This is a genomic window from Tabrizicola sp. (assembly GCF_051645465.1).
In the GTDB taxonomy this organism is placed as follows: Bacteria; Pseudomonadota; Alphaproteobacteria; order Rhodobacterales; family Rhodobacteraceae; genus Tabrizicola.
The window spans coordinates 1-18863 of record NZ_JBOFBI010000141.1; the positions used below are offsets into that span (position 1 = coordinate 1).

An 18863-nucleotide genomic window follows, 5' to 3' on the forward strand; every position below is an offset into this window, starting at 1 on the left:
GGCGGCGAGGCGACGGCCGAGGCTTCGGTCTTGAAGCTGGTCAGGATCATCCACAGCACGGGGAAGAAGATGATCAGCGCCACCGACCAGGCTGCGATGGTGGTGATCAGCTTGCGGCGGGGGGAAAGGGCGCGTGCCATCGGGTTCTCCTCACGCGTCCAGATGGCGGCCGATGCCGCGCATCAGGAAGTAGGCGACGATATTCGCCAGGATCACCGCGATGATCCCACCCGCTGCCGCGCGGCCGATATCCTGGGCCGCAATCGCCTGCTTGAAGATCATGTAGGGCAGCGTGGTCGAGGCCGCGCCTGGCCCGCCCTGAGTCGTCGTGAAAATCTCGCCGAAGATGCCCAGAAGGAAGATCGTCTGGATCAGGATCACCACCGTGATTGCCCGCGTCATATGCGGCAGCACGATATAGCGGAAACGGCTGAAGGCGGATGCCCCGTCCATCTCGGCCGCCTCGATCTGCTCGGACGAAAGCGACTGCAGCGCGGTAAGAAGGATCAGCGTCGAGAACGGCAGCCACTCCCAGGACACGATCCCGATCACCGACCACATCGGATAGTCCTGCAGGAACAGGATCGGCTGCATGCCAATCCCTCGGGCGGCGGCAGCGAAAAGCCCGTTCTGCGGATGCATGAACAGGTTTTCCCAGATCGACGCCGCAACCGGCGGCATCACGAAGAACGGCGCGATCACCAGGATACGCAGGATGCCCTGGCCCTTTACAGGCTGGTCGATCAGCAAAGCGATCAGGATGCCCAGCACCACGGTGATGATCAGAACCCCGCCCACCAGCGCCAGCGTGTTGAACAGCGACAGCCAGAAGTCGGGCGATCTGAAGAACCATAGATAGTTGTTGAACCCCACCCAGCCCGTCCGATCCGGCGAGACCAGCCGATAAAGCCGGAACGAGTAGTAAAGCGTCATCGCCAGCGGCACGATCATCCAGATCAGAAGCAGGATCACCGAGGGTGCCACCATCACCCGGGCGGCCAGACGGCTGGAATGCGTGGACATGGTGCAGGTCTCCGGGGTCTGATGCCGATGGAGAGAGCGCAGCCTGAAGTGCTGTGAACGAAGTCAGCTTTTCGGGCTTGGGAGAGAGTGGGCTTGCGGATCTGGGGAGTCCGCAAGCCCAGTTTGGCCGAAGGGCTCGGGAGCCTTGCCCTTCGGTTCTCGTTACTTGATGTAGCCGGCGGCCGTCATCTCTTCGGTCACCGCGGCTTGCGCAGCGGCCAGAGCTTCATCGCCAGTCGACTGACCGGCAAGTGCCGCCGACATGATCTCGCCAACCGTGGTTGCCACGCCGGCAAACTCGGGGATCGCCACGAACTGGACGCCGACATAAGGCACCGGCTGCACGGTCGGTGCGGTCGGGTCAGCCGAGTTGATCGAGTCGAGCGTCATCTTGGCGAACGGAACCTTGGCATACTCCTCGTTCATGTAAAGCGAGGTGCGGGTTCCCGGAGGCACGTTGGCCCAGCCTTCCTTGGACGCGACGAGGGCCAGATAGTCCTTGTTGGTCGCCCAGTTGATGAAGGTCTTTGCCGCGTCCGGAGCGTCCGACGAAGTCGGGATGGCCAGAGACCATGCCCAAAGCCAGTTGCCGCGCTTGCCCAGACCATTGTCGGGTGCCAGAGCGAAACCAACCTTGTCGGCAACGGTCGAATCCTTGCCGGTCACGAACGAAGCCGCAACCGTGGCGTCGATCCACATGCCGCACTTGCCCTGGTTGAACAGCGTCAGGTTTTCGTTGAAGCCGTTGTTCGACGCGCCGGGCGGGCCGTAGTTGTTCATCAGGTTCAGGTAGAAGTCGAGCGTCGCCTTCCACTCGGGGCTGTCGAACTGCGGAACCCAGTTTTCATCGAACCAGCGCGCGCCGAACGAGTTCGACATGGCGGTCAGGAAGGCCATGTTCTCGCCCCAGCCGGCTTTGCCGCGCAGGCAGACGCCGTACTGTTCAGCGTCCTTGTTGGTCATCGCGGCCGCGGCCTTTTCGATGTCCGCCCAGGTCGGTGCGTCCGGCATGGTCATGCCAGCAGCTTCCATCAGGTCCTTGCGGTACATGACCATCGAGCTTTCGCCATAGAACGGCGATGCCATCAGGTTGCCGTCAACGGTCAGACCACCGCGGATCGCGGGCAGAAGGTCGTCGATGTCATAGTCGGCGGGCAGGTCGTTCAGGCTGACAAGCCAGCCCTGCTTGCCCCAGATCGGAACTTCATAGGTGCCGATGGTGATAACGTCGTACTGGCCACCACCAGTTGCGATATCGGTGGTGACGTTCTGGCGCAGGACGTTCTCTTCCAGCGTCACCCACTCCACCTTGATGTCAGGATGCTTGGCATAGAAGTCGTCCATCAGGCCCTGCATGCGGACCATGTCGCCGTTGTTCACGGTCGCGACGGTGATGGTGGTTTCGGCCATGGCAGCGGTGCTTAATGCACCAATGGCGCAGGCGCCGAGAAGCGCCCGGATGGTCAGTTTCATGATATCCTCCCTAGGCATGAGCAATTGCCCATTGCGTGAGTAATTATTCACATTTGTGCACGGGCCGTCAACTGGGAAAAATCCTGCAAACTCATGTCCAGCCGCCGGACGGCGTCAGGCGAGAAGGGCCACCGCCGTTGGCTCGTCGGTCACCAGGCAATTGACGATTCGGCCCTTCAAAGCAGCGCCGATCGCGGTCACCTTGGTCGGTCCCGCAGCGACGCCAATCACCGGACCCGGCCGGGAAGGCTCGACCCTTACACCCCCGACAAGGGCCGATATCGGCGTCTCGATATAGTGGCCTTCGGTGTCGATCACCCCGCCCACGATCTCTCCCGCGGCACCCTGCGCCAGCATCTCGGTCATCTGCGCCCGGGTCACGAAGCCGTCCTTGTAAAGCGGCGCATCGTCGCCCATCTGGCCGATCCCGACAAAGACGACGTCCGCCTCCTTCGCCAGGTTCGCCACCGTCTGAACCGGCCGCAGGGCGTGAAACATCGCCCGTTCCTCCGGCGTTTCCGAGATAAGCGGCGCGGGCATCGGATAATGCGGCGCATGCAGCTTGTCGGCCAGCCGCATGATCACGTCATAGAACGAAGCCGACCCGTCCGGAGCGATGTTCCCGATCAGCGAAACGATCTTGTGACGCTCATTCGGGCCGCTGGCGATCTCGCCCACCATCGCGCTTAGCGCCCGGCCTGTCCCGAAGGCGATGGTCTGCGGTTCGGTCCGGGCCAGATAGCTTTCCAGAAGCGCCGCCGCCGCCCCGGCAGTCGCCCGCGCCGGATCGGCCCCATGGCCAAGGCCCGGTGCGACACGGGCCTGACGCAGTCCGAACCGCTCGATCAGGCCGACCTCCAGCTCGATGCAGCGCCCGATCCGGTGGTCCAGCCGAACCCGGACCAGCCCCTCGGCCATCGCCTTGCTTACCAGCCGCTGCGCCCGCTGGCGCGAGACACCAAGCTCGGTCGCGATCTGGTCCTGGGTCATGCCGGCGACATAGTAGAGCCAGCCGGCCCTTGCGGCTTCGTCCAGCAATGTCGGTTCGCTGTTCATGTCGTCGACCGGTCTTTCTTCAGGTTCGGGGCAATCTGGAAGAAAGCCGCGAACGACTCAAGCCTGCGATGCGGCCGCGCGTCTTCGGGCTCTTCCGGGGTGTCCGGGCCCAGATGGCTTGCCCCCACAAAGCGCCAGACCGTCATTCCCGCCGCAAGACCCGCGCGGATGCCCGTCAGGCTGTCCTCGATAACCAGCGTCCGCTCTGGCCGCGCGCCCATGGCATTCGCTGCAAACAGGAAGAGGTCTGGCTCTGGCTTGCCCCGCGCCACCATGGTCGAGGTATAGACCCGCCCCTCGACAAGCGCGCTCAAGCCCGCCAGACCAAGCGAGATTTCCGCCCGCCTGGGGCTGGAGGACGTAGCCACACAGAACGGCACGCCCATCGCTTCCAGCACGTCACGGACATGGGGGACAACCTTCAGCTCCTTGTGGAACACCGCCAGCAGGTTCTCGCGGTAGCGCGCCTCGAAATCCGCAGGCAGGTCCAGACCATATTCGCGGCGGATCGTATCCATCACAACCGGGTAGCTCCGCCCCAGAAAGTGACGCTCGACATAGCTCAGATCGATCGCAAGCCCCAACCGGGCCAGCTCGGCCACCAGCATCCGCGCGCTGATGATCTCGCTGTCGATCAGGACTCCATCGCAGTCAAAGATCACAAGGTCAAAGTCGGGTGCGGGGATCATGCCCACATCCGTAGCGCAGGCCCGGCGTCAAAGGTAGCCCTGAGCCCGAAAACTCAGCTCGCGCGATCTGCCGATGATCAGATGATCGTGCAAGGTCAGCCCCAGCGTCTCGCAGGCGTCCAGCACCTGCCGCGTCATCGCAAGGTCCGAGTCCGAAGGCGTCGGATCCCCCGACGGGTGGTTGTGCACCAGGATCAGCGCGCTCGCGTTCAGCTCCAGCGCCCGCTTCACGATCTCGCGCGGGTAGACGGGCACATGGTCGACGGTGCCCTTCGCCTGCTCTTCATCCGCGATCAGCACGTTCTTGCGATCCAGGAACAGGACGCGGAACTGCTCCGTCTCCCGATGCGCCATCGCTGTATGGCAATAGTCCAGCAGCGCATCCCAGCTGGACAGGATCGGCTTCTGGATCACCCGAGCCCGCATCATCCGCTGCGCCGAAGCCTCGACCAGCTTCAGCTCCAGCACCACCGCGGGACCGGTCCCCTTCACCAGCTGCAACCGCGCCACAGACGCGGTGACCACCCGGTTGAAGTCCCCGAACGTATCCAGAAGCAGCCGCGCCAGAGGCTTCACGTCCTGCCGAGGGATCGCGCGGAAAAGCACCAGCTCCAGAAGCTCATAGTCCGGTAAGGCCGTCCCGCCCGCCTGCATGAACCGGTCGCGCAGCCGCTGCCGATGGTCGGCGATATACGACGGCAGCCGCCCGGTCAGCGCCTGCGGCTCGGCCTCATCCGCATCGCCCATCGGGGCAATCAGCGGCAGCATGGGTTCGTTGAACGACGACATGCCCCGATCCTGACCGAAGCATGGTTGAGGAACGGTTAATGCGAAGACTTCGGGGGCCGCTCGTCGAGCACTTCGTGCACTCCTCGCTCATCGCCGCTCCGACGAGTGCACGAAGTGCTCGAGGAGGTCTTACTAGCCCTTCATCCCGTCCCAGAACCCCTTGACCTTGGAAAAGAACGACGAGCCCTCGGGGTTGTTCTCCTCGCTCAGCTTCTCGAACTCCCGCAGAAGCTCACGCTGCCGCGCGGTCAGGTTCACCGGAGTCTCGACGGCCATCTCGATCACCATATCCCCGGTGTTCGAAGACCGCAGCGCAGGCATCCCCTTCATCCGAAGCCGCATCTGCTTGCCGGTCTGGGCACCCGCCGGCACTTTCACCCGCGCCTTGCCGCCATCGATTGTGGGAACCTCGACCTCACCACCCATCGCGGCGGTCGGCATCGACACCGGCACCCGGCAGAAGAGATGCACCCCGTCCCTCTGGAAGATCGCGTGCTCTTTCACCTCGATGAAGATGTAAAGGTCGCCATTCGGCCCGCCCCGCAGACCCGCCTCGCCCTCGCCGGCAAGCCTGATCCGCGTCCCGGTCTCCACCCCCTGCGGGATGTTGACGGACAGAGACTTCTCGCGCTGCATCCGCCCCTGACCGCCACAGGTCCGGCAGGGGTTCTTGATGATCTGGCCCATGCCGTTGCACTGGTGGCAGGTGCGCTCGATGGTGAAAAAGCCCTGCTGCGCCCGGACCTTGCCCATGCCGTTGCACGTCGGGCAAGTGACCGGCTCGGCCCCGCCTTCCGCACCCGACCCATGGCAGATGTCGCACGTGACCGACGTCGGCACGGTGATCGTCTTCTGCACGCCGGTATACGCCTCTTCAAGCGACACACGCAGATTGTACCGCAGGTCGGACCCGCGCTGAGCCCGGCTCCGGCCCCCGCCGCCGCCCCTGCCGCCCATGAAATCGCCAAACAGGTCCTCGAACACATCGGAAAACGCCGACGCGAAGTCGCCCTGCTGGCCATAGCTGCCGGGACGCGGGCCGCCGCCCATCCCGCCCTCGAACGCCGCATGGCCAAAGCGGTCATAGGCCGCCTTCTTCTGGTCGTCCTTCAGAACCTCGTAGGCCTCGTTCACTTCCTTGAACTGGGCCTCGGCCTGCGGATTGTCCGAGTTGCGGTCGGGGTGCAGCTCTTTGGCCTTGGTCCGATAAGCCTTCTTCAGCTCCTCGCCCGAAGCACCCTTCTTCACGCCCAGGATGTCGTAATAGTCACGCTTTGCCACGCCAAAACCCCCAAACCAAACCAAGGAGGGGCGGTCCGTCGCCAGACCGCCCCATCTCTCGATTCATGCGGCATTATTTCCGCTTGTTGTTGCCCAGGTCTTCGAAGTCGGCGTCGACGATGTCGTCATCGTCCACCGGCCGCGGCTCGTCATCCTTGCCGCCTTCCGACTGGCTGGCCTTGTAGATCGCCTCGCCCAGCTTCATCGCGGCTTCGGTCAGGTTCTGGATCGCGCCCTTGATCTTGCCCGCATCCTCACCCTTCAAGGCATCCTCAAGCGGGCTCATCGCCAGCTCGATCGCCTCGACGGTCGAGGGGTCAACCTTGTCGCCATGCTCGGCCAGCGACTTCTTGGTCGAGTGCAGCAGGCTTTCGCCCTGGTTCTTGGTCTCGACAAGCTCGCGACGCTCCTTGTCGGCTTCGGCGTTGGCTTCGGCGTCCTTGATCATCTGTTCGATGTCGGCATCCGACAGACCGCCCGAGGCCTGGATGGTGATCGCCTGTTCCTTGTTGGTGCCCTTGTCCTTGGCTTTCACCGACACGATGCCGTTGGCGTCGATGTCGAAGGTCACTTCGATCTGCGGCACGCCACGCGGGGCGGGCGGGATCTGTTCCAGGTTGAACTGGCCCAGCATCTTGTTGTCCGCGGCCATTTCCCGCTCGCCCTGGAACACGCGGATCGTCACGGCGTTCTGGTTGTCCTCGGCGGTCGAGAAGACCTGCGACTTCTTCGTCGGAATCGTCGTGTTGCGGTCGATCAGGCGGGTGAAGACACCACCCAGCGTCTCGATCCCCAAGGACAGCGGAGTCACGTCCAGCAGCACGACATCCTTGACGTCGCCCTGCAGAACACCGGCCTGAATGGCCGCGCCCAAAGCCACGACTTCATCGGGGTTAACGCCCTTGTGGGGTTCCTTCCCGAAGAACTTGGTCACTTCTTCCACGACACGCGGCATGCGGGTCATACCGCCGACCAGCACAACCTCGTCGATGTCTTCCTTGGACACGCCAGCGTCCTTCAAAGCGGCCTGGCACGGCTTGATCGACTTCTTGATCAGGTCCTCGACCAGGCTCTCCAGCTTCGACCGCGTCAGCTTCATCACCAGGTGCAAAGGCTGCCCGGTGTTCTTGTCCATGCTGATGAACGGCTGGTTGATCTCGGTCTGCTGGGACGACGAAAGCTCGATCTTCGCCTTTTCCGACGCTTCCTTCAGACGCTGCAGTGCCATCTTGTCCAGCGACAGGTCGACGCCGTGCTCTTTCTTGAACTCGTCCGCAAGGTACTGGACGATCCGCATGTCAAAGTCTTCACCACCAAGGAAGGTGTCGCCGTTGGTGGACTTGACCTCGAACAACCCGTCGTCGATTTCCAGGATGGTGATGTCGAAGGTACCGCCGCCAAGGTCATAGACCGCGATGGTTCTCGCTTCCTTCTTGTCCAGACCATAGGCCAGCGCGGCCGCAGTCGGTTCGTTGATGATGCGCAGAACCTCAAGCCCCGCGATCTTGCCCGCGTCCTTGGTAGCCTGGCGCTGGGCGTCGTTGAAATAGGCGGGCACGGTGATGACGGCCTGGGTGACGGTCTCACCCAGATACGACTCAGCCGTTTCCTTCATCTTCTGCAGGATGAACGCCGAGACCTGCGACGGCGAGTACTTCTCGCCCCGGACCTGAACCCACGCGTCGCCGTTGCCGCCGTCGACGATGGAATAGGGGACAAGCTTCTTGTCCTTCTCCACCTCGGCGTCGCCCAGACGGCGGCCGATCAGGCGCTTCACTGCGAAGACTGTGTTTGTGGGGTTGGTCACGGCCTGGCGCTTGGCGGGCTGGCCCACCAGACGTTCGCTTTCCGTGAAGCCGACAATCGAAGGCGTCGTGCGCGCGCCTTCCGAGTTTTCGATGACCCGAGGCTGCGCACCATCCATGATGGCGACGCAAGAGTTCGTGGTCCCGAGGTCAATACCGATGACTTTGGCCATGTGTGTATCCCTTTACTTCAGGCGATGTTCCGGCAAGGACCCTTGCAAGTCGGCATCCCTACCATGGGTTAAGCGACGGGGCTGGCTGCCCGTCTATGTGCCAGCCGTATATAGGCAGGTGTAAAAGCCCCTGCAACGGCCCGAACGTAGAGTATTTGGCGAATCTTTATGGCTTTGACCTGCCCTCTGCAGCCTCCATGGGCACAAAGGGCGGCCTCACTGACCACCCAGAACGCAGCATCCGGCCAGACGGTCATGGACGCCGTCGTTCTGGAAGATGTCGATCGCAAGACCATAGGGGCGGTCTGTCATGCTATCGCTGCAAGCCGCCGGACGCACCACCGCAAAGCCTTGCGGCAGGGCCAGCGCTGCCGTGGTGGCCCAGGGCTCGCCGGGCCAGGTCCGGCCGATCTTCCCTTCCAGCAGATCCTCGGGATCGGGTGTCGTGTAGACCACCGTGCCTGCACCAGGGTCGATGGCAAGCGACCAGAACGGTTCGGTTCCGCTGCAGGCAAGCGGCTGTTCCAGCGCGTACCAGGTCGGCCCCGGCTCGCGGCTCAGGAACTTCAGCGAGACATAGCCCGCCTGCTCTCCCGCATTGACGACCGCCCAGCCGTCCGTAGCCGAAACCACCTCCACCCCAGTTGCATCAGGTAGCATTACCCCAAGGATGGGCGCGTCAGCCTCCGGCGCCGCGCGGATGTTCAGCACGTCATCCGCTGCAACGCCCGTCACGGCATAAAGTGCTGGAAAATCCTCGGCTCGAAGCGGGCCTGCGACCAGCAGCAGAACAAGTGCCGCAGCCCGGATCACAGCCGCTTGTTCCAGCTGGCCGACGCATGCTGGCGCGTGAAGTATTCGGCCATCAGACCGATCATGACGCAGACCAACCCAAAGCTCAGCGCATATTCGATCGACGTGTAGCGTGGGGCGTAATTCAGGAAGATGAACCCGCGCGCCTGGTCGATGGTGTGAAACAGCGGATTCCAGTCGAACCAGTCCCGGCGATTGGGCGCAAGGTTGTTGGCCAGCACCATCTTGCCCGAAGCGATCACGTTCGCCCGCTGATACAGCGTCACGATGATCGACACGGTGTCCGGCTGCCAGGGCTTTGCCGACAGAAAGATCATCCCGATGCCGACGCCCGCGAACCACGACAGAAGGAACATCCCCATCATCCCCACCGGCTCGTCTATGGTGATCGGGGTGACCAGGGCATGGTAGAAGAACAGGATCACCCCCGCCGCCAGCGTCTGCTGGTAAAGCGACCCCAAAGCCGCCCCCATGATCGAGATGATCGGGTTCATCGGCGCATGCATCATCATCGACGAGGTCGGGCCGTCCGCATTCGACACGGCACCAATGGCCTTGATATGCGTCATGAACATGAAGACGCCCGACATCACATACAGCATGAAATCGCCGCGCACCGCGATCCTGCGCAGGCCGAAAAGGCTCATCATGAAGTACATGACCAGAAGCATGATCAGCGCCTGGACAATCGACATCACCAGCCCGAGGACTGCGTTCCCGTGCGATTTGCGCAGCATGCGGATGGCCGCATGAAAGATCTGCTCAAGGGTTCCAAACCCCAGGCTTCCCCATGAACGGTTATTCGGCTTGTGGCTGAACATCAGGGTCTTTCTCTGACAGGTCCGGCATGATGCATCAGCAAATCTTGCCGTTCCGTTGACGCCGAAGGATAAGGGCGCCCGGACGGATGATCAATCGCCCGAAGGAGACGTGATGGATTTCGCAACACTGGTGCCGCTTTTCCGCCGTCTGGCGCTCGTTGCGGGCGACCGCATCCTCCAGGTCTACGGCCAGCCCGACTTCGAGGTCCGCGCCAAGGGTGACGCCAGCCCCGTGACCGAAGCCGACGAGGCCGCCGATGCCGTCATCTCCGCAGGCCTCCGCGCTGCCTTCCCCGATGTGCCCCTGATCACCGAGGAGCAGGCCGCCAGCCACGCCCTCTCCGCCCGCACCTTCTTTATCGTCGACCCTCTCGACGGCACCAAGGAGTTCGTCCAGCGCCGCGGCGATTTCACCGTGAACATCGCCTATGTCCAGGACGGCACCCCCACCCACGGCGTCGTCTACGCCCCGGCCAAGGATCGCCTGTTCTACACCCTCCCCGACGGCACCGCGGTCGAGGAAACCGGCCCCTTCGACAAAGACGCCCCCGGCCCCGTCACGCCCATCCGCGTCTCCCGCCCCGACAACACCGCCCTCATGGTCGTCGCCTCCAAATCCCACCGCGACCAGGCGACCGACGACTACATCAGCCACTACAGCGTAAGGGACATGACCTCCGCAGGCTCCTCCCTCAAGTTCTGCCTCGTGGCAACGGGAGAGGCCGACCTCTACCCCCGCCTCGGCCGCACGATGGAATGGGACACCGCCGCTGGCGATGCCGTCCTGCGCGGCGCAGGCGGCCAGGTCGTCCGCTTCGACGACCACCAGCCCCTTGCCTACGGCAAACAAGGCTGGGACAACCCCTTCTTCATCGCCTTCGCCCCTGGGGTCACGCTCAAATGACCACCCTCATCGCCATTCCCGCCCGCTACGCCTCGACCCGCTACCCCGGCAAGCCCCTCGTCACGCTCAAAGGCCCCGATGGCGAAAAGACCCTGATCCGCCGCAGCTGGGAGGCGGCGATGTCCGTCAAAGGCGCCGACCGCGTCGTCGTGGCCACCGATGACGACCGTATCGCCACCCACGCCCGCGCCTTCGGGGCCGAGGTGGTGATGACCTCCTCCGCCGCCCGAAACGGCACCGAACGCTGCGCCGAGGTAGCGACACTCCTCCCCGGCCACGATCTCATCGTGAACCTGCAAGGCGACGCCCCCCTGACGCCGCCGTGGTTCGTCGAAAACCTGATCGCGGGCCTCAAGGCCGACCCGAAGGCCCAGATCGCCACCCCAGTCCTGCGCTGCAGCGGACGTGCCCTTGCCGGGCTTCTGACAGACCGCAAGGCGGGCCGTGTCGGGGGCACCACCGCGGTCTTCAACGCGCAGAACCATGCACTCTATTTCTCCAAAGAAGTCATCCCCTTCACCGCCACCGACTTCCCCCCCGATGCCCCCACTCCGGTCTTCCACCACGTGGGCGTCTACGCCTACCGCCCCAACGCGCTGGACGCCTATACCAGCTGGAACCCGGGCCCCCTGGAAGAGCTGGAGGGCCTGGAACAGCTCCGCTTCCTCGAAAACGGCTGGCCGGTCCTTTGTGTTCAGGTCGATTCCCGTGGCCGCGAGTTCTGGGAGCTGAACAACCCCTCCGACGTTGCCATCATCGAAAAGATGCTCTCACACTCCTCCCACGCGTGAAAACAAGGTCAAATAGGTCAGGATTGTCGCCGCGCTGTCGTTTTTTGATGCGAACCATGCCCCGGTGGTGCAGTTTACAATTATTGCCGTAGGCCTGCCCGGATAAGGTCAGAATCGCCTGCGACCTCGATTGTGCTGAATAATTAGACGATTCCCCAAATGGGGGTTAGGACGACCTATGAAAACGAAAAAGATCACCAAGGCTGTGTTTCCAGTCGCGGGCCTCGGCACGCGGTTTCTGCCTGCGACCAAGTCGATCCCGAAAGAGATCATGACACTGGTCGACCGGCCGCTGATCCAGTACGCGATCGACGAAGCCCGCGCCGCCGGGATCAAGGAATTCATCTTCGTCACCTCGCGCGGCAAATCCGCGCTTGAGGACTACTTCGACCACGCGCCGGAACTGGAAAGCGAGCTTCGGAAGAAGGGCAAGACCGACCTCCTTGATATCCTGAAGGACACCAACATGGACAGCGGCGCCATCGCCTATGTCCGGCAGAACCGGCCTATGGGCCTCGGCCACGCCGTCTGGTGCGCCCGCCGCCTGATCGGCAACGAACCTTTCGCCGTCCTCCTCCCCGATGACGTGATCGCCGCCGAAACGCCCTGCCTCCAGCAGATGGTCGAGGCGCATGCCGAAACCGGCGGCTGCATGGTCGCTGCCATGGAAGTCGCGCCAAAGCGCACCTCCAGCTACGGCGTGCTCGACATCGCCGAAGACAAGGGCGGGATCGTCAAGGTCAAGGGCATGGTCGAAAAGCCCAAGCCCGGCGACGCGCCCTCGAACCTCGCCGTGATCGGCCGCTACATCCTGACCCCCAAGGTGCTGACCAATCTCAACCGGATGAAACAGGGCGCAGGCGGTGAAATCCAGCTGACCGACGCCATCGCGGAAGAGACCAAGAAGAAGGACGCCGTCTTCGGCCTTCGCTTCCGGGGTCAGCGCTACGACTGCGGCTCGAAGATCGGCTTCCTGCAGGCCACCGTCGCCTTCGGCCTCTCTCGCCCGGACCTCGGGGAAGAGTTTGCGGGCTTCCTGCACGAGCTCATGGCCATGCAGAAGGCCGCGCAATAAGCTTTGGGGGCAACGGTTCCGAACTCCGGGGACCTGCCCCATGCCTGCCCGATCGGAGAATTGCCCGAGCCTCGGCTCGGCCTTCGCTCGGCCTATCTCGCCTACAAGCTGCGCCTCCGTCGCCGTGCGCTTCTGGCCCGTGCGTTTCGCCGCCGCCACGAGCTGGCGCGGGTCATCGACAGCACCGCCTCTATCCAGCCGCGCGATATCCTCTGCTTCATGTGCGTCCGCAACGAAATGCAGCGCCTGCCGTTCGTGCTGGATCACCACCGCAAGCTAGGCGTCCGCCATTTCCTGATCGTCGACAACGGCAGCACGGACGGCACCGTGAGGTTCCTTGCCGACCAGCCCGATGTCTCGCTGTGGCAAACCTCGGCCAGCTACAAAGCCTCACGCTTCGGGATGGACTGGCTGACGTGGCTGATGCTTCGCCACGGTCACGGCCACTGGTGCCTTACCCTCGATGCAGACGAGATTCTGGTCTACCCCTACTGGCAGACCCGCCCGCTGCCCGCCTTGACCGACTGGCTCGAACGGCAAGGCCGCAGCTCCTTCGGCACCCTGACCGTCGACATGTATCCTAAAGGCCCCGTGTCGCAGGGCACAATCGGACCGGAGGACGACCCGATCGCCCACCTCTCATGGTTCGACCCAGGCAACTACCAGGTCCAGGTCCAGCCCCGGATGCGCAATCTCTGGATCCAGGGCGGCGCCCGCGCCCGCGCCTTCTTCGCCGACCAGCCCCGCCGCGCGCCCACCCTGAACAAGACCCCCCTTGTCCGCTGGCATTGGCGCTATGCCTACGTGAACTCCACCCACACCCTCCTGCCGCCACGGCTCAACCAGGTCTACGCCACCGATGGCGGAGAGCTGACCTCGGGCGTGATCCTCCACACCAAGTTCCTCCCCGGCATCACCGACCGCTCTGCCGATGAGAAAGCCCGGGCTGAGCACTTCGCCGATGGCGCCCAATACGCAGCCTACTACGACCGCCTCACCGCCGACCCGGTCTTGCACACGGCAAGGTCCACCCGCTACACCGGCTGGCGACAGCTAGAGGCATTGGGCCTGATGTCGCGGGGCGGCTGGATATGACGGGACATTCCTGCCGGAAAGGCCGGCCATGGGCCTGATGTCGCTTTACCGCTTGCGGGTGAAGCGGCAGTACCTCCTCGCCCGCGCCTTCCGCCGCCGCCGCCAGCTCCGCCCCGTTCAGGACCGCACCGCCGCGCTCCCCGCCCAGCCGATCCTCCTCTTCTCCACCATGCGGAACGAACGGATCCGGCTCCCCTACTTCCTCGCCTACTACCGCCGCCTCGGCATCGACCACTTCCTCATCGTCGACAACGCCTCGGACGACGGTACCCGCGAATACCTGGCCGAACAGCCCGACGTTTCCGTCTGGACCACCGACTTCAGCTACAAGACCTCCCGCTTCGGGATGGACTGGATGATGCACCTCCTGCGCACCCACGGCCACGGACGCTGGTGCCTGACCGTCGACGTTGACGAATTCCTCGTCTACCCGTTCTGCGAAACCCGCCCCCTCCGCGCCCTTACCGACTGGCTCGACTCCGGCGAAACACGCAGCTTCTCGGCCATGATCCTTGACATGTACCCCAAGGGCGCGATGCACGAGTATCCCTACCGCGAAGGCCAGAACCCCTTCGAAATCGCCCAGTACTTCGACAGCGGTAACTACCAGATCAGCCGCAACCCCCTCTACCGCAACCTCTGGATCCAAGGCGGCCCCCGCGCGCGCCTCTTCTTCTCCGACCGGCCAAAGCAGGCCCCCGCGATGAACAAGACCCCGCTCGTGAAATGGGACCGCTCCTTCGCCTATGTCTCCTCGACCCACATGATGCTGCCCCGCCGCCTGAACCTCACCTACGACGATCAGGGGGGCGAGCGCCCCTCGGGCTGCCTCCTCCACGCCAAGTTCCTCGACACTTTCGCCGCCAAGGCCCAGGAGGAACTGGCCCGAGGCCAGCACTATGCCGAAAGCCACGAATACCGCGCCTACCGCGAAGGCATTTCCCGCGAACGCGATCTCTGGTGCAATTGGAGCGAGAAGTATGTCAACTGGCGCCAGCTAGAGGTTCTGGGCCTGATGTCAAAAGGAAACTGGGCGTGAGCTTGGGCGTCGTCATGCTCTGCCACACGGCAATGGACCGGACCGCGCAGCTCGCGCGCCACTGGGCCACCCACGGCTGCCCCGTCGTCATCCACCTCGACCGCCGGGCCGGGGACGCAGCACTCGCCACCCTCACCGCCGCCCTGCAGGACCTGCCGAACATCCGCTTCTCGCGCCGCTCGGCCTGCGAATGGGGCACCTTCGGCCTTGTCCACGCCACCATCGACGCCGCCACCCAGATGCTCGCCGACTTCCCCCAGGTCACCCACGTCTTCCTCGCCTCCGGCTCCTGCCTGCCCATCCGCCCCGTCCGCGCCCTGCAAGATCACCTCGCCGCCCACCCCGACACCGATTTCATCGAAAGCGTCACCACCGCCGATGTCGGCTGGACGGTCGGCGGCCTCTCGACCGAACGCTTCACCCTGCGCTTCCCATTCTCCTGGCGCCGCAACCGACGCCTGTTCGACGGCTACGTGGCCCTCCAGCGCGCCCTCGGCTTCCGCCGACGCATCCCCGAAGGCCTGACCCCGCACCTTGGCAGCCAGTGGTGGTGCCTCACCCGCAAAAGCCTCGACGCGATCCTGAACCACCCGATGCGGCCCACCTACGACCGCTATTTCAAGCGCGTCTGGATCCCCGACGAAAGCTACTTCCAGACCCTGATCCGCCAGGTCTCGACCAGGATCGAGAGCCGCTCCCTCACCCTGTCGAAGTTCGACTATCAGGGCCGCCCGCATGTCTTCTACGACGACCACCTGCATCTTCTGCGCCAGACCGACGCCTTCGTCGCCCGCAAAATCTGGCACGACGCCGATCTTCTCTACCGCACCTTCCTGACCCCGGATGGAGATCGCGCCTCGCGGATCGCCCCAAGCCCCGGCAAGATCAACCGGCTCTTCGCCAAAGCGGTCGAGCGTCGGCTGAAAGGGCGCCCCGGCCTTTTCATGCAAAGCCGCTTCCCCACCAAGGGCCGCGGCGGCAACCGCTCGGCCGCGCCCTATGGCCTTTTTGAAGGCTTCGACGAGATCTTTGAAGACTTCCGCCCCTGGCTCGCCCAGACCATCGAGGCCCGTGTCCACGGCCATCTCTTCGCCTTCGACCATGTGGAATACGCAAGCGGCGAAAGCGTCTTCAAGGGCGGCCTCGCCGACAGCGCAGCCCTTCGCGACTACAACCCGCGCAGCTTCCTCACCAGCCTGATCTGGAACACAAGGGGCGAGACCCAGTGCTTCCAGTTCGGCCCGACCGACGAACAGGATATCACACCCTTCCTTGCAGGCGACCCGAACGCCAACATCTTCCTCATCACCGGTGCCTTCGCCGTGCCGCTCTGGCGCTCGGGCCGCACAGCTGCCGAGGTCCGCCCCGAAGCCGCCCGCCTGCAGAAGATCGAAGCCGAGTTCCTCAAACTTCTCGCCGCACCCGACACCAAGGCCCGGGTGCGCACCTGGTCGCTGGCCGAATTCGTCGAAAACCCCGCCGAGCCCCTGCAGCAGCTGGTCGACGACCTGAACCCCCGCGCTCCGCATCGCAGTGGCACCCTGCCGCGCCTCGTCAACCTTGTAGGCTTCAGCAGCTTCCTGCAGGACCTGCGCAACCAGGGCATGCAGCCCGTCCTGATGGGCGATTTCCCGACCGACGCCGAACTGGCCCCGCCGGAACAGCCCTTCGCCCGGCCGCAGATCGTCAGATAGCCCGATGCCGCCCCGCTTTCACAGCTTTGTCGTCTTCGCCGAAATGCGCACCGGGTCGAACCTCTTGGAAGCGAACCTGAACACGCTCCCCGGCGTTGTCAGCCATGGCGAGGTCTTCAACCGCTACATCTTCGGCAAGAAAGACCGGACCGAGATGTTCGGCATCACGATGGAGGAGAGGGACCAGAACCCGAAGCCCCTCCTCCGCAAGCTTCGCTCCGAAACCGAAGGCCTGTCCGGTTTCCGCTTCTTCCACGACCATGACCTCAGGGTGCTCGACGACATCCTGCCCGACCCCGCCTGCGCCAAGATCATCCTGACCCGCAATCCGCTGGAAAGCTACGTCAGCTGGAAGATCGCCCAGGCCACCGACCAGTGGAAGCTGACCAACGCCCGGCGCCTGAAGACCGCCAAAGTCCGCTTTGACCCGCCCGAGTTCCGTGCGCATCTTGAGGCGATCCAGGCCTTCCAACTCCTCCTGCAGCATGCCTTGCAGACAACCGGCCAGACCGCCTTTTACCTCGACTACGAAGACCTCGGCTCGGTCGAGGTGATGAACGGCCTTGCCGCCTTCCTTGGGGTCGAGGGGCGGTTCAAGGTGCTGGACGACACCTTGAAGAAGCAGAACCCCGGCCCGATCGAAGACAAGCTGGAAAACCCCGAAGACCTGAAGGAAGCGACGGCCGGGATCGATGTCTTCAATCTTGGCCGTACCCCCAGTTTCGAGCCGCGCCGTGCTGCGGGCGTGCCCACCACAATGGCGACCGCCGCCGCTCCGCTTCTGTTCTTCCCCGTCCGTTCCGGTCCCGAGGCTCCGGTCCGCGAGTGGTTTTCCGGTCTAGGTGAGGTCGTGGAGGGATTCGAACAGAAAAGCCTCCGCCAGTGGAAGCGCCGGCATCCCGGCCATCGCAGCTTTACCGTGATCCGCCACCCGCTTTTGCGCGCGCATGTGGCCTTCCGGCGCAAGATCGTGATGGGCGAGGCGCAGGACCTTCGCCGCATCCTGATCAACGGGTTCCTTGCTGAACTACAACCTGCGGGCGAGCCCTTCGCGACCCCCGAGGCCGAACGCGCCGCCTTCCGCATCTTCCTGAACTACGCCCGTCTGGCACTTGGCGGCCAGACCGGTGCCCGTGTGGACCCGAGCCTTGCGAGCCAGACCGCTGTGCTGCAGGGCTTTGCGGGCTTCCAGCCGCTTGATCTGGTGATCCGAGAGGACCGCCTGCCCGAAGGCCTGGCCTTCCTCGCGGCCGAAACCGGGGTCACTCCACCCGCCGCCATCGCACCAGACCCCGCAGAAGCCGCGCTGCTGGGCATCTATGACGAAAGCCTGGAAGACGCCGCGGCCGAGGCCTATGCCCGCGACTACATGGGCTTCGGCTTTGGCAGCTGGCGAAGATAGGGCCTTCGCCTCCTCGTTCGACTTCGTCTCCTCGTCGGGACCGGCCCAGCGAGGAGTGGACGAAGTCCATCGACGAGCGGACCCCATGGGCCAGAAGAGGTTAACTTCTGCCCAATGCTATCTTAAAATATTGATTCTTATGGACTCGCAAGGTTGACCCGCCGCGGGTCATGCCCTTTCACGCCGCCTGCGGCGCCCGGGCCTCGGTCAGGATCGCATAAAGCTTGGCCGGGTCGCTGTTCGCCCTCAGCTTCGCCACTACCGCCGGGTCCCGCATCGTCCGGCTGACCAGCGCCAGGGCCTTCAGATGGTCGACCCCGGAGTCCTTCGGGGCGAAAAGCCCGAAGACCAGATCCACCGGCTGCCGGTCGACGCTGTCATAGTCCAGCGGCTTCTCCAGCCGCAGGAACACCCCGATGATTCCCTTCAGGTCCTCCAGCCGCGCATGGGGCAGGGCGATGCCATGTCCCACACCCGTCGGCCCCAGCGTCTCGCGCTCCTGCAGCCCGTCGATCGCCGCCGCCCCGTTCAGACTGTAAGCCTGCGCGGCGATCTCGCCCAACTCTTGAAACAGCCGCTTCTTCGAGGTGAACTGCCCGACAACCCGCACGGCGCCTGGCGTTAGTAGCTTCGATAGTTCCATGAGCGGACGACGATCCTGCGCGAACGGTGCGCGTTACTTGCTGTTGCGGGGGTCGATCCAGCCGATGTTCCCGTCATCCCGACGGTACACGACATTCACGCCTCCATGGCCTTCATTCCGGAACACCAGCATCCGCTGCCCAGCCAGCTCCATCTGCATCACGGCCTCGCCGACAGTGATCGAGGGTATCCTCGTCTCCATCTCGGCGATGACCACAGGCTGGAGCGTTTCGGGTTCAGCTTCCTCGGCGTCCTCGGTTCCGGCGAGGATATACGAGGCCGCACCGTCGAATTCAAC

General features: G+C 63.9%; 18 protein-coding genes and 1 pseudogene. 7 read left to right on the forward strand and 12 right to left on the reverse strand.

The window, feature by feature from the left end; genetic code table 11:
- The 10 genes and pseudogenes from ACRCSW_RS08715 to ACRCSW_RS08760 all read right to left on the reverse strand — a co-directional run.
- Positions 1 to 140, reverse strand: a pseudogene (locus ACRCSW_RS08715) (carbohydrate ABC transporter permease); the annotation flags it as partial.
- A gap of 10 nt (positions 141 to 150) precedes the next feature.
- Positions 151 to 1023 (reverse strand): carbohydrate ABC transporter permease, encoded by an 873-nt coding sequence (locus ACRCSW_RS08720; protein ID WP_438704283.1) that lies wholly within the window; start codon positions 1021 to 1023, stop codon positions 151 to 153.
- A gap of 162 nt (positions 1024 to 1185) precedes the next feature.
- The gene (locus tag ACRCSW_RS08725; RefSeq protein ID WP_438704284.1) at positions 1186 to 2496 is read right to left on the reverse strand and encodes an ABC transporter substrate-binding protein; all 1311 of its coding nucleotides are present in this window, start codon (positions 2494 to 2496) and stop codon (positions 1186 to 1188) included.
- A 114-nt stretch (positions 2497 to 2610) separates the two neighbouring features.
- Complete coding sequence (locus tag ACRCSW_RS08730; protein ID WP_438704286.1) at positions 2611 to 3552, reverse strand: sugar-binding transcriptional regulator; 942 nt, start codon at positions 3550 to 3552, stop codon at positions 2611 to 2613.
- Positions 3549 to 4241 carry an HAD family hydrolase gene (locus ACRCSW_RS08735; RefSeq protein ID WP_438704287.1) on the reverse strand — a complete coding sequence of 231 codons (693 nt, stop codon included), beginning with the start codon at positions 4239 to 4241 and terminating at the stop codon, positions 3549 to 3551. The genes ACRCSW_RS08730 and ACRCSW_RS08735 overlap by 4 nt, the downstream gene beginning before the upstream one ends.
- A gap of 27 nt (positions 4242 to 4268) precedes the next feature.
- Positions 4269 to 5030 (reverse strand): RadC family protein, encoded by a 762-nt coding sequence (radC, locus tag ACRCSW_RS08740; protein WP_438704289.1) that lies wholly within the window; start codon positions 5028 to 5030, stop codon positions 4269 to 4271.
- A gap of 132 nt (positions 5031 to 5162) precedes the next feature.
- Positions 5163 to 6311, reverse strand: coding sequence for a molecular chaperone DnaJ (gene dnaJ / locus ACRCSW_RS08745; RefSeq protein WP_438704291.1), 1149 nt, complete (start codon positions 6309 to 6311; stop codon positions 5163 to 5165).
- Positions 6312 to 6384: 73 nt separating this feature from the next.
- Entirely contained in the window at positions 6385 to 8289 is a 1905-nt protein-coding gene (dnaK, locus tag ACRCSW_RS08750; RefSeq protein WP_438704293.1) for a molecular chaperone DnaK, read from the reverse strand.
- A 216-nt stretch (positions 8290 to 8505) separates the two neighbouring features.
- Positions 8506 to 9102 carry a COG3650 family protein gene (locus ACRCSW_RS08755; protein ID WP_438704295.1) on the reverse strand — a complete coding sequence of 199 codons (597 nt, stop codon included), beginning with the start codon at positions 9100 to 9102 and terminating at the stop codon, positions 8506 to 8508.
- Positions 9099 to 9839, reverse strand: a complete 741-nt coding sequence (locus ACRCSW_RS08760; RefSeq protein WP_438704297.1) for an ABC transporter permease — start codon at positions 9837 to 9839, stop codon at positions 9099 to 9101. Before ACRCSW_RS08760 ends, ACRCSW_RS08755 begins: the two co-directional genes overlap by 4 nt.
- 196 nt (positions 9840 to 10035) lie before the next feature.
- Here ACRCSW_RS08760 and cysQ point away from each other — a divergent pair, with 196 nt between their 5' ends.
- From cysQ to ACRCSW_RS08795, 7 genes are all read left to right on the forward strand, one after another.
- The gene (gene cysQ, locus ACRCSW_RS08765; protein WP_438704298.1) at positions 10036 to 10827 is read left to right on the forward strand and encodes a 3'(2'),5'-bisphosphate nucleotidase CysQ; all 792 of its coding nucleotides are present in this window, start codon (positions 10036 to 10038) and stop codon (positions 10825 to 10827) included.
- On the forward strand, positions 10824 to 11618 hold the full coding sequence (locus tag ACRCSW_RS08770; RefSeq protein WP_438704300.1) for a 3-deoxy-manno-octulosonate cytidylyltransferase: 795 nt from the start codon (positions 10824 to 10826) through the stop codon (positions 11616 to 11618). Before cysQ ends, ACRCSW_RS08770 begins: the two co-directional genes overlap by 4 nt.
- A gap of 178 nt (positions 11619 to 11796) precedes the next feature.
- Complete coding sequence (gene galU / locus ACRCSW_RS08775) at positions 11797 to 12693, forward strand: UTP--glucose-1-phosphate uridylyltransferase GalU (protein ID WP_438704301.1); 897 nt, start codon at positions 11797 to 11799, stop codon at positions 12691 to 12693.
- 60 nt (positions 12694 to 12753) lie between these two features.
- A complete protein-coding gene (locus tag ACRCSW_RS08780) occupies positions 12754 to 13788 on the forward strand; it encodes a glycosyltransferase family 2 protein (RefSeq protein ID WP_438704303.1) in 1035 nt (344 codons plus the stop codon).
- 28 nt (positions 13789 to 13816) lie between these two features.
- Complete coding sequence (locus ACRCSW_RS08785; RefSeq protein WP_438704305.1) at positions 13817 to 14827, forward strand: glycosyltransferase family 2 protein; 1011 nt, start codon at positions 13817 to 13819, stop codon at positions 14825 to 14827.
- A gap of 14 nt (positions 14828 to 14841) precedes the next feature.
- Complete coding sequence (locus ACRCSW_RS08790; RefSeq protein WP_438704313.1) at positions 14842 to 16521, forward strand: DUF5927 domain-containing protein; 1680 nt, start codon at positions 14842 to 14844, stop codon at positions 16519 to 16521.
- A gap of 4 nt (positions 16522 to 16525) precedes the next feature.
- A complete protein-coding gene (locus tag ACRCSW_RS08795) occupies positions 16526 to 17923 on the forward strand; it encodes a nodulation protein NodH (RefSeq protein WP_438704307.1) in 1398 nt (465 codons plus the stop codon).
- A gap of 178 nt (positions 17924 to 18101) precedes the next feature.
- Here ACRCSW_RS08795 and ACRCSW_RS08800 read toward each other — a convergent pair whose 3' ends face one another.
- Positions 18102 to 18566 (reverse strand): PTS sugar transporter subunit IIA, encoded by a 465-nt coding sequence (locus ACRCSW_RS08800; RefSeq protein WP_438704309.1) that lies wholly within the window; start codon positions 18564 to 18566, stop codon positions 18102 to 18104.
- 33 nt (positions 18567 to 18599) lie between these two features.
- The coding region (locus ACRCSW_RS08805) for a sigma 54 modulation/S30EA ribosomal C-terminal domain-containing protein (RefSeq protein ID WP_438704311.1) at positions 18600 to 18863 on the reverse strand (264 nt) is incomplete at its 5' end.

Excerpts from the sequence above, each read along its gene's own strand:
- ACRCSW_RS08720 (WP_438704283.1), bottom strand. The coding sequence starts at position 1,023 with ATGTCCACGCATTCCAGCCGTCTGGCCGCCCGGGTGATGGTGGCACCC.
- galU (WP_438704301.1), top strand. The coding sequence starts at position 11,797 with ATGAAAACGAAAAAGATCACCAAGGCTGTGTTTCCAGTCGCGGGCCTC.
- ACRCSW_RS08795 (WP_438704307.1), top strand. The coding sequence starts at position 16,526 with ATGCCGCCCCGCTTTCACAGCTTTGTCGTCTTCGCCGAAATGCGCACC.
- ACRCSW_RS08785 (WP_438704305.1), top strand. The coding sequence starts at position 13,817 with ATGGGCCTGATGTCGCTTTACCGCTTGCGGGTGAAGCGGCAGTACCTC.
- ACRCSW_RS08735 (WP_438704287.1), bottom strand. The coding sequence starts at position 4,241 with ATGATCCCCGCACCCGACTTTGACCTTGTGATCTTTGACTGCGATGGA.
- radC (WP_438704289.1), bottom strand. The coding sequence starts at position 5,030 with ATGTCGTCGTTCAACGAACCCATGCTGCCGCTGATTGCCCCGATGGGC.
- ACRCSW_RS08790 (WP_438704313.1), top strand. The coding sequence starts at position 14,842 with ATGCTCTGCCACACGGCAATGGACCGGACCGCGCAGCTCGCGCGCCAC.
- ACRCSW_RS08770 (WP_438704300.1), top strand. The coding sequence starts at position 10,824 with ATGACCACCCTCATCGCCATTCCCGCCCGCTACGCCTCGACCCGCTAC.
- ACRCSW_RS08800 (WP_438704309.1), bottom strand. The coding sequence starts at position 18,566 with ATGGAACTATCGAAGCTACTAACGCCAGGCGCCGTGCGGGTTGTCGGG.
- dnaK (WP_438704293.1), bottom strand. The coding sequence starts at position 8,289 with ATGGCCAAAGTCATCGGTATTGACCTCGGGACCACGAACTCTTGCGTC.
- ACRCSW_RS08725 (WP_438704284.1), bottom strand. The coding sequence starts at position 2,496 with ATGAAACTGACCATCCGGGCGCTTCTCGGCGCCTGCGCCATTGGTGCA.
- cysQ (WP_438704298.1), top strand. The coding sequence starts at position 10,036 with ATGGATTTCGCAACACTGGTGCCGCTTTTCCGCCGTCTGGCGCTCGTT.
- ACRCSW_RS08760 (WP_438704297.1), bottom strand. The coding sequence starts at position 9,839 with ATGCTGCGCAAATCGCACGGGAACGCAGTCCTCGGGCTGGTGATGTCG.
- ACRCSW_RS08730 (WP_438704286.1), bottom strand. The coding sequence starts at position 3,552 with ATGAACAGCGAACCGACATTGCTGGACGAAGCCGCAAGGGCCGGCTGG.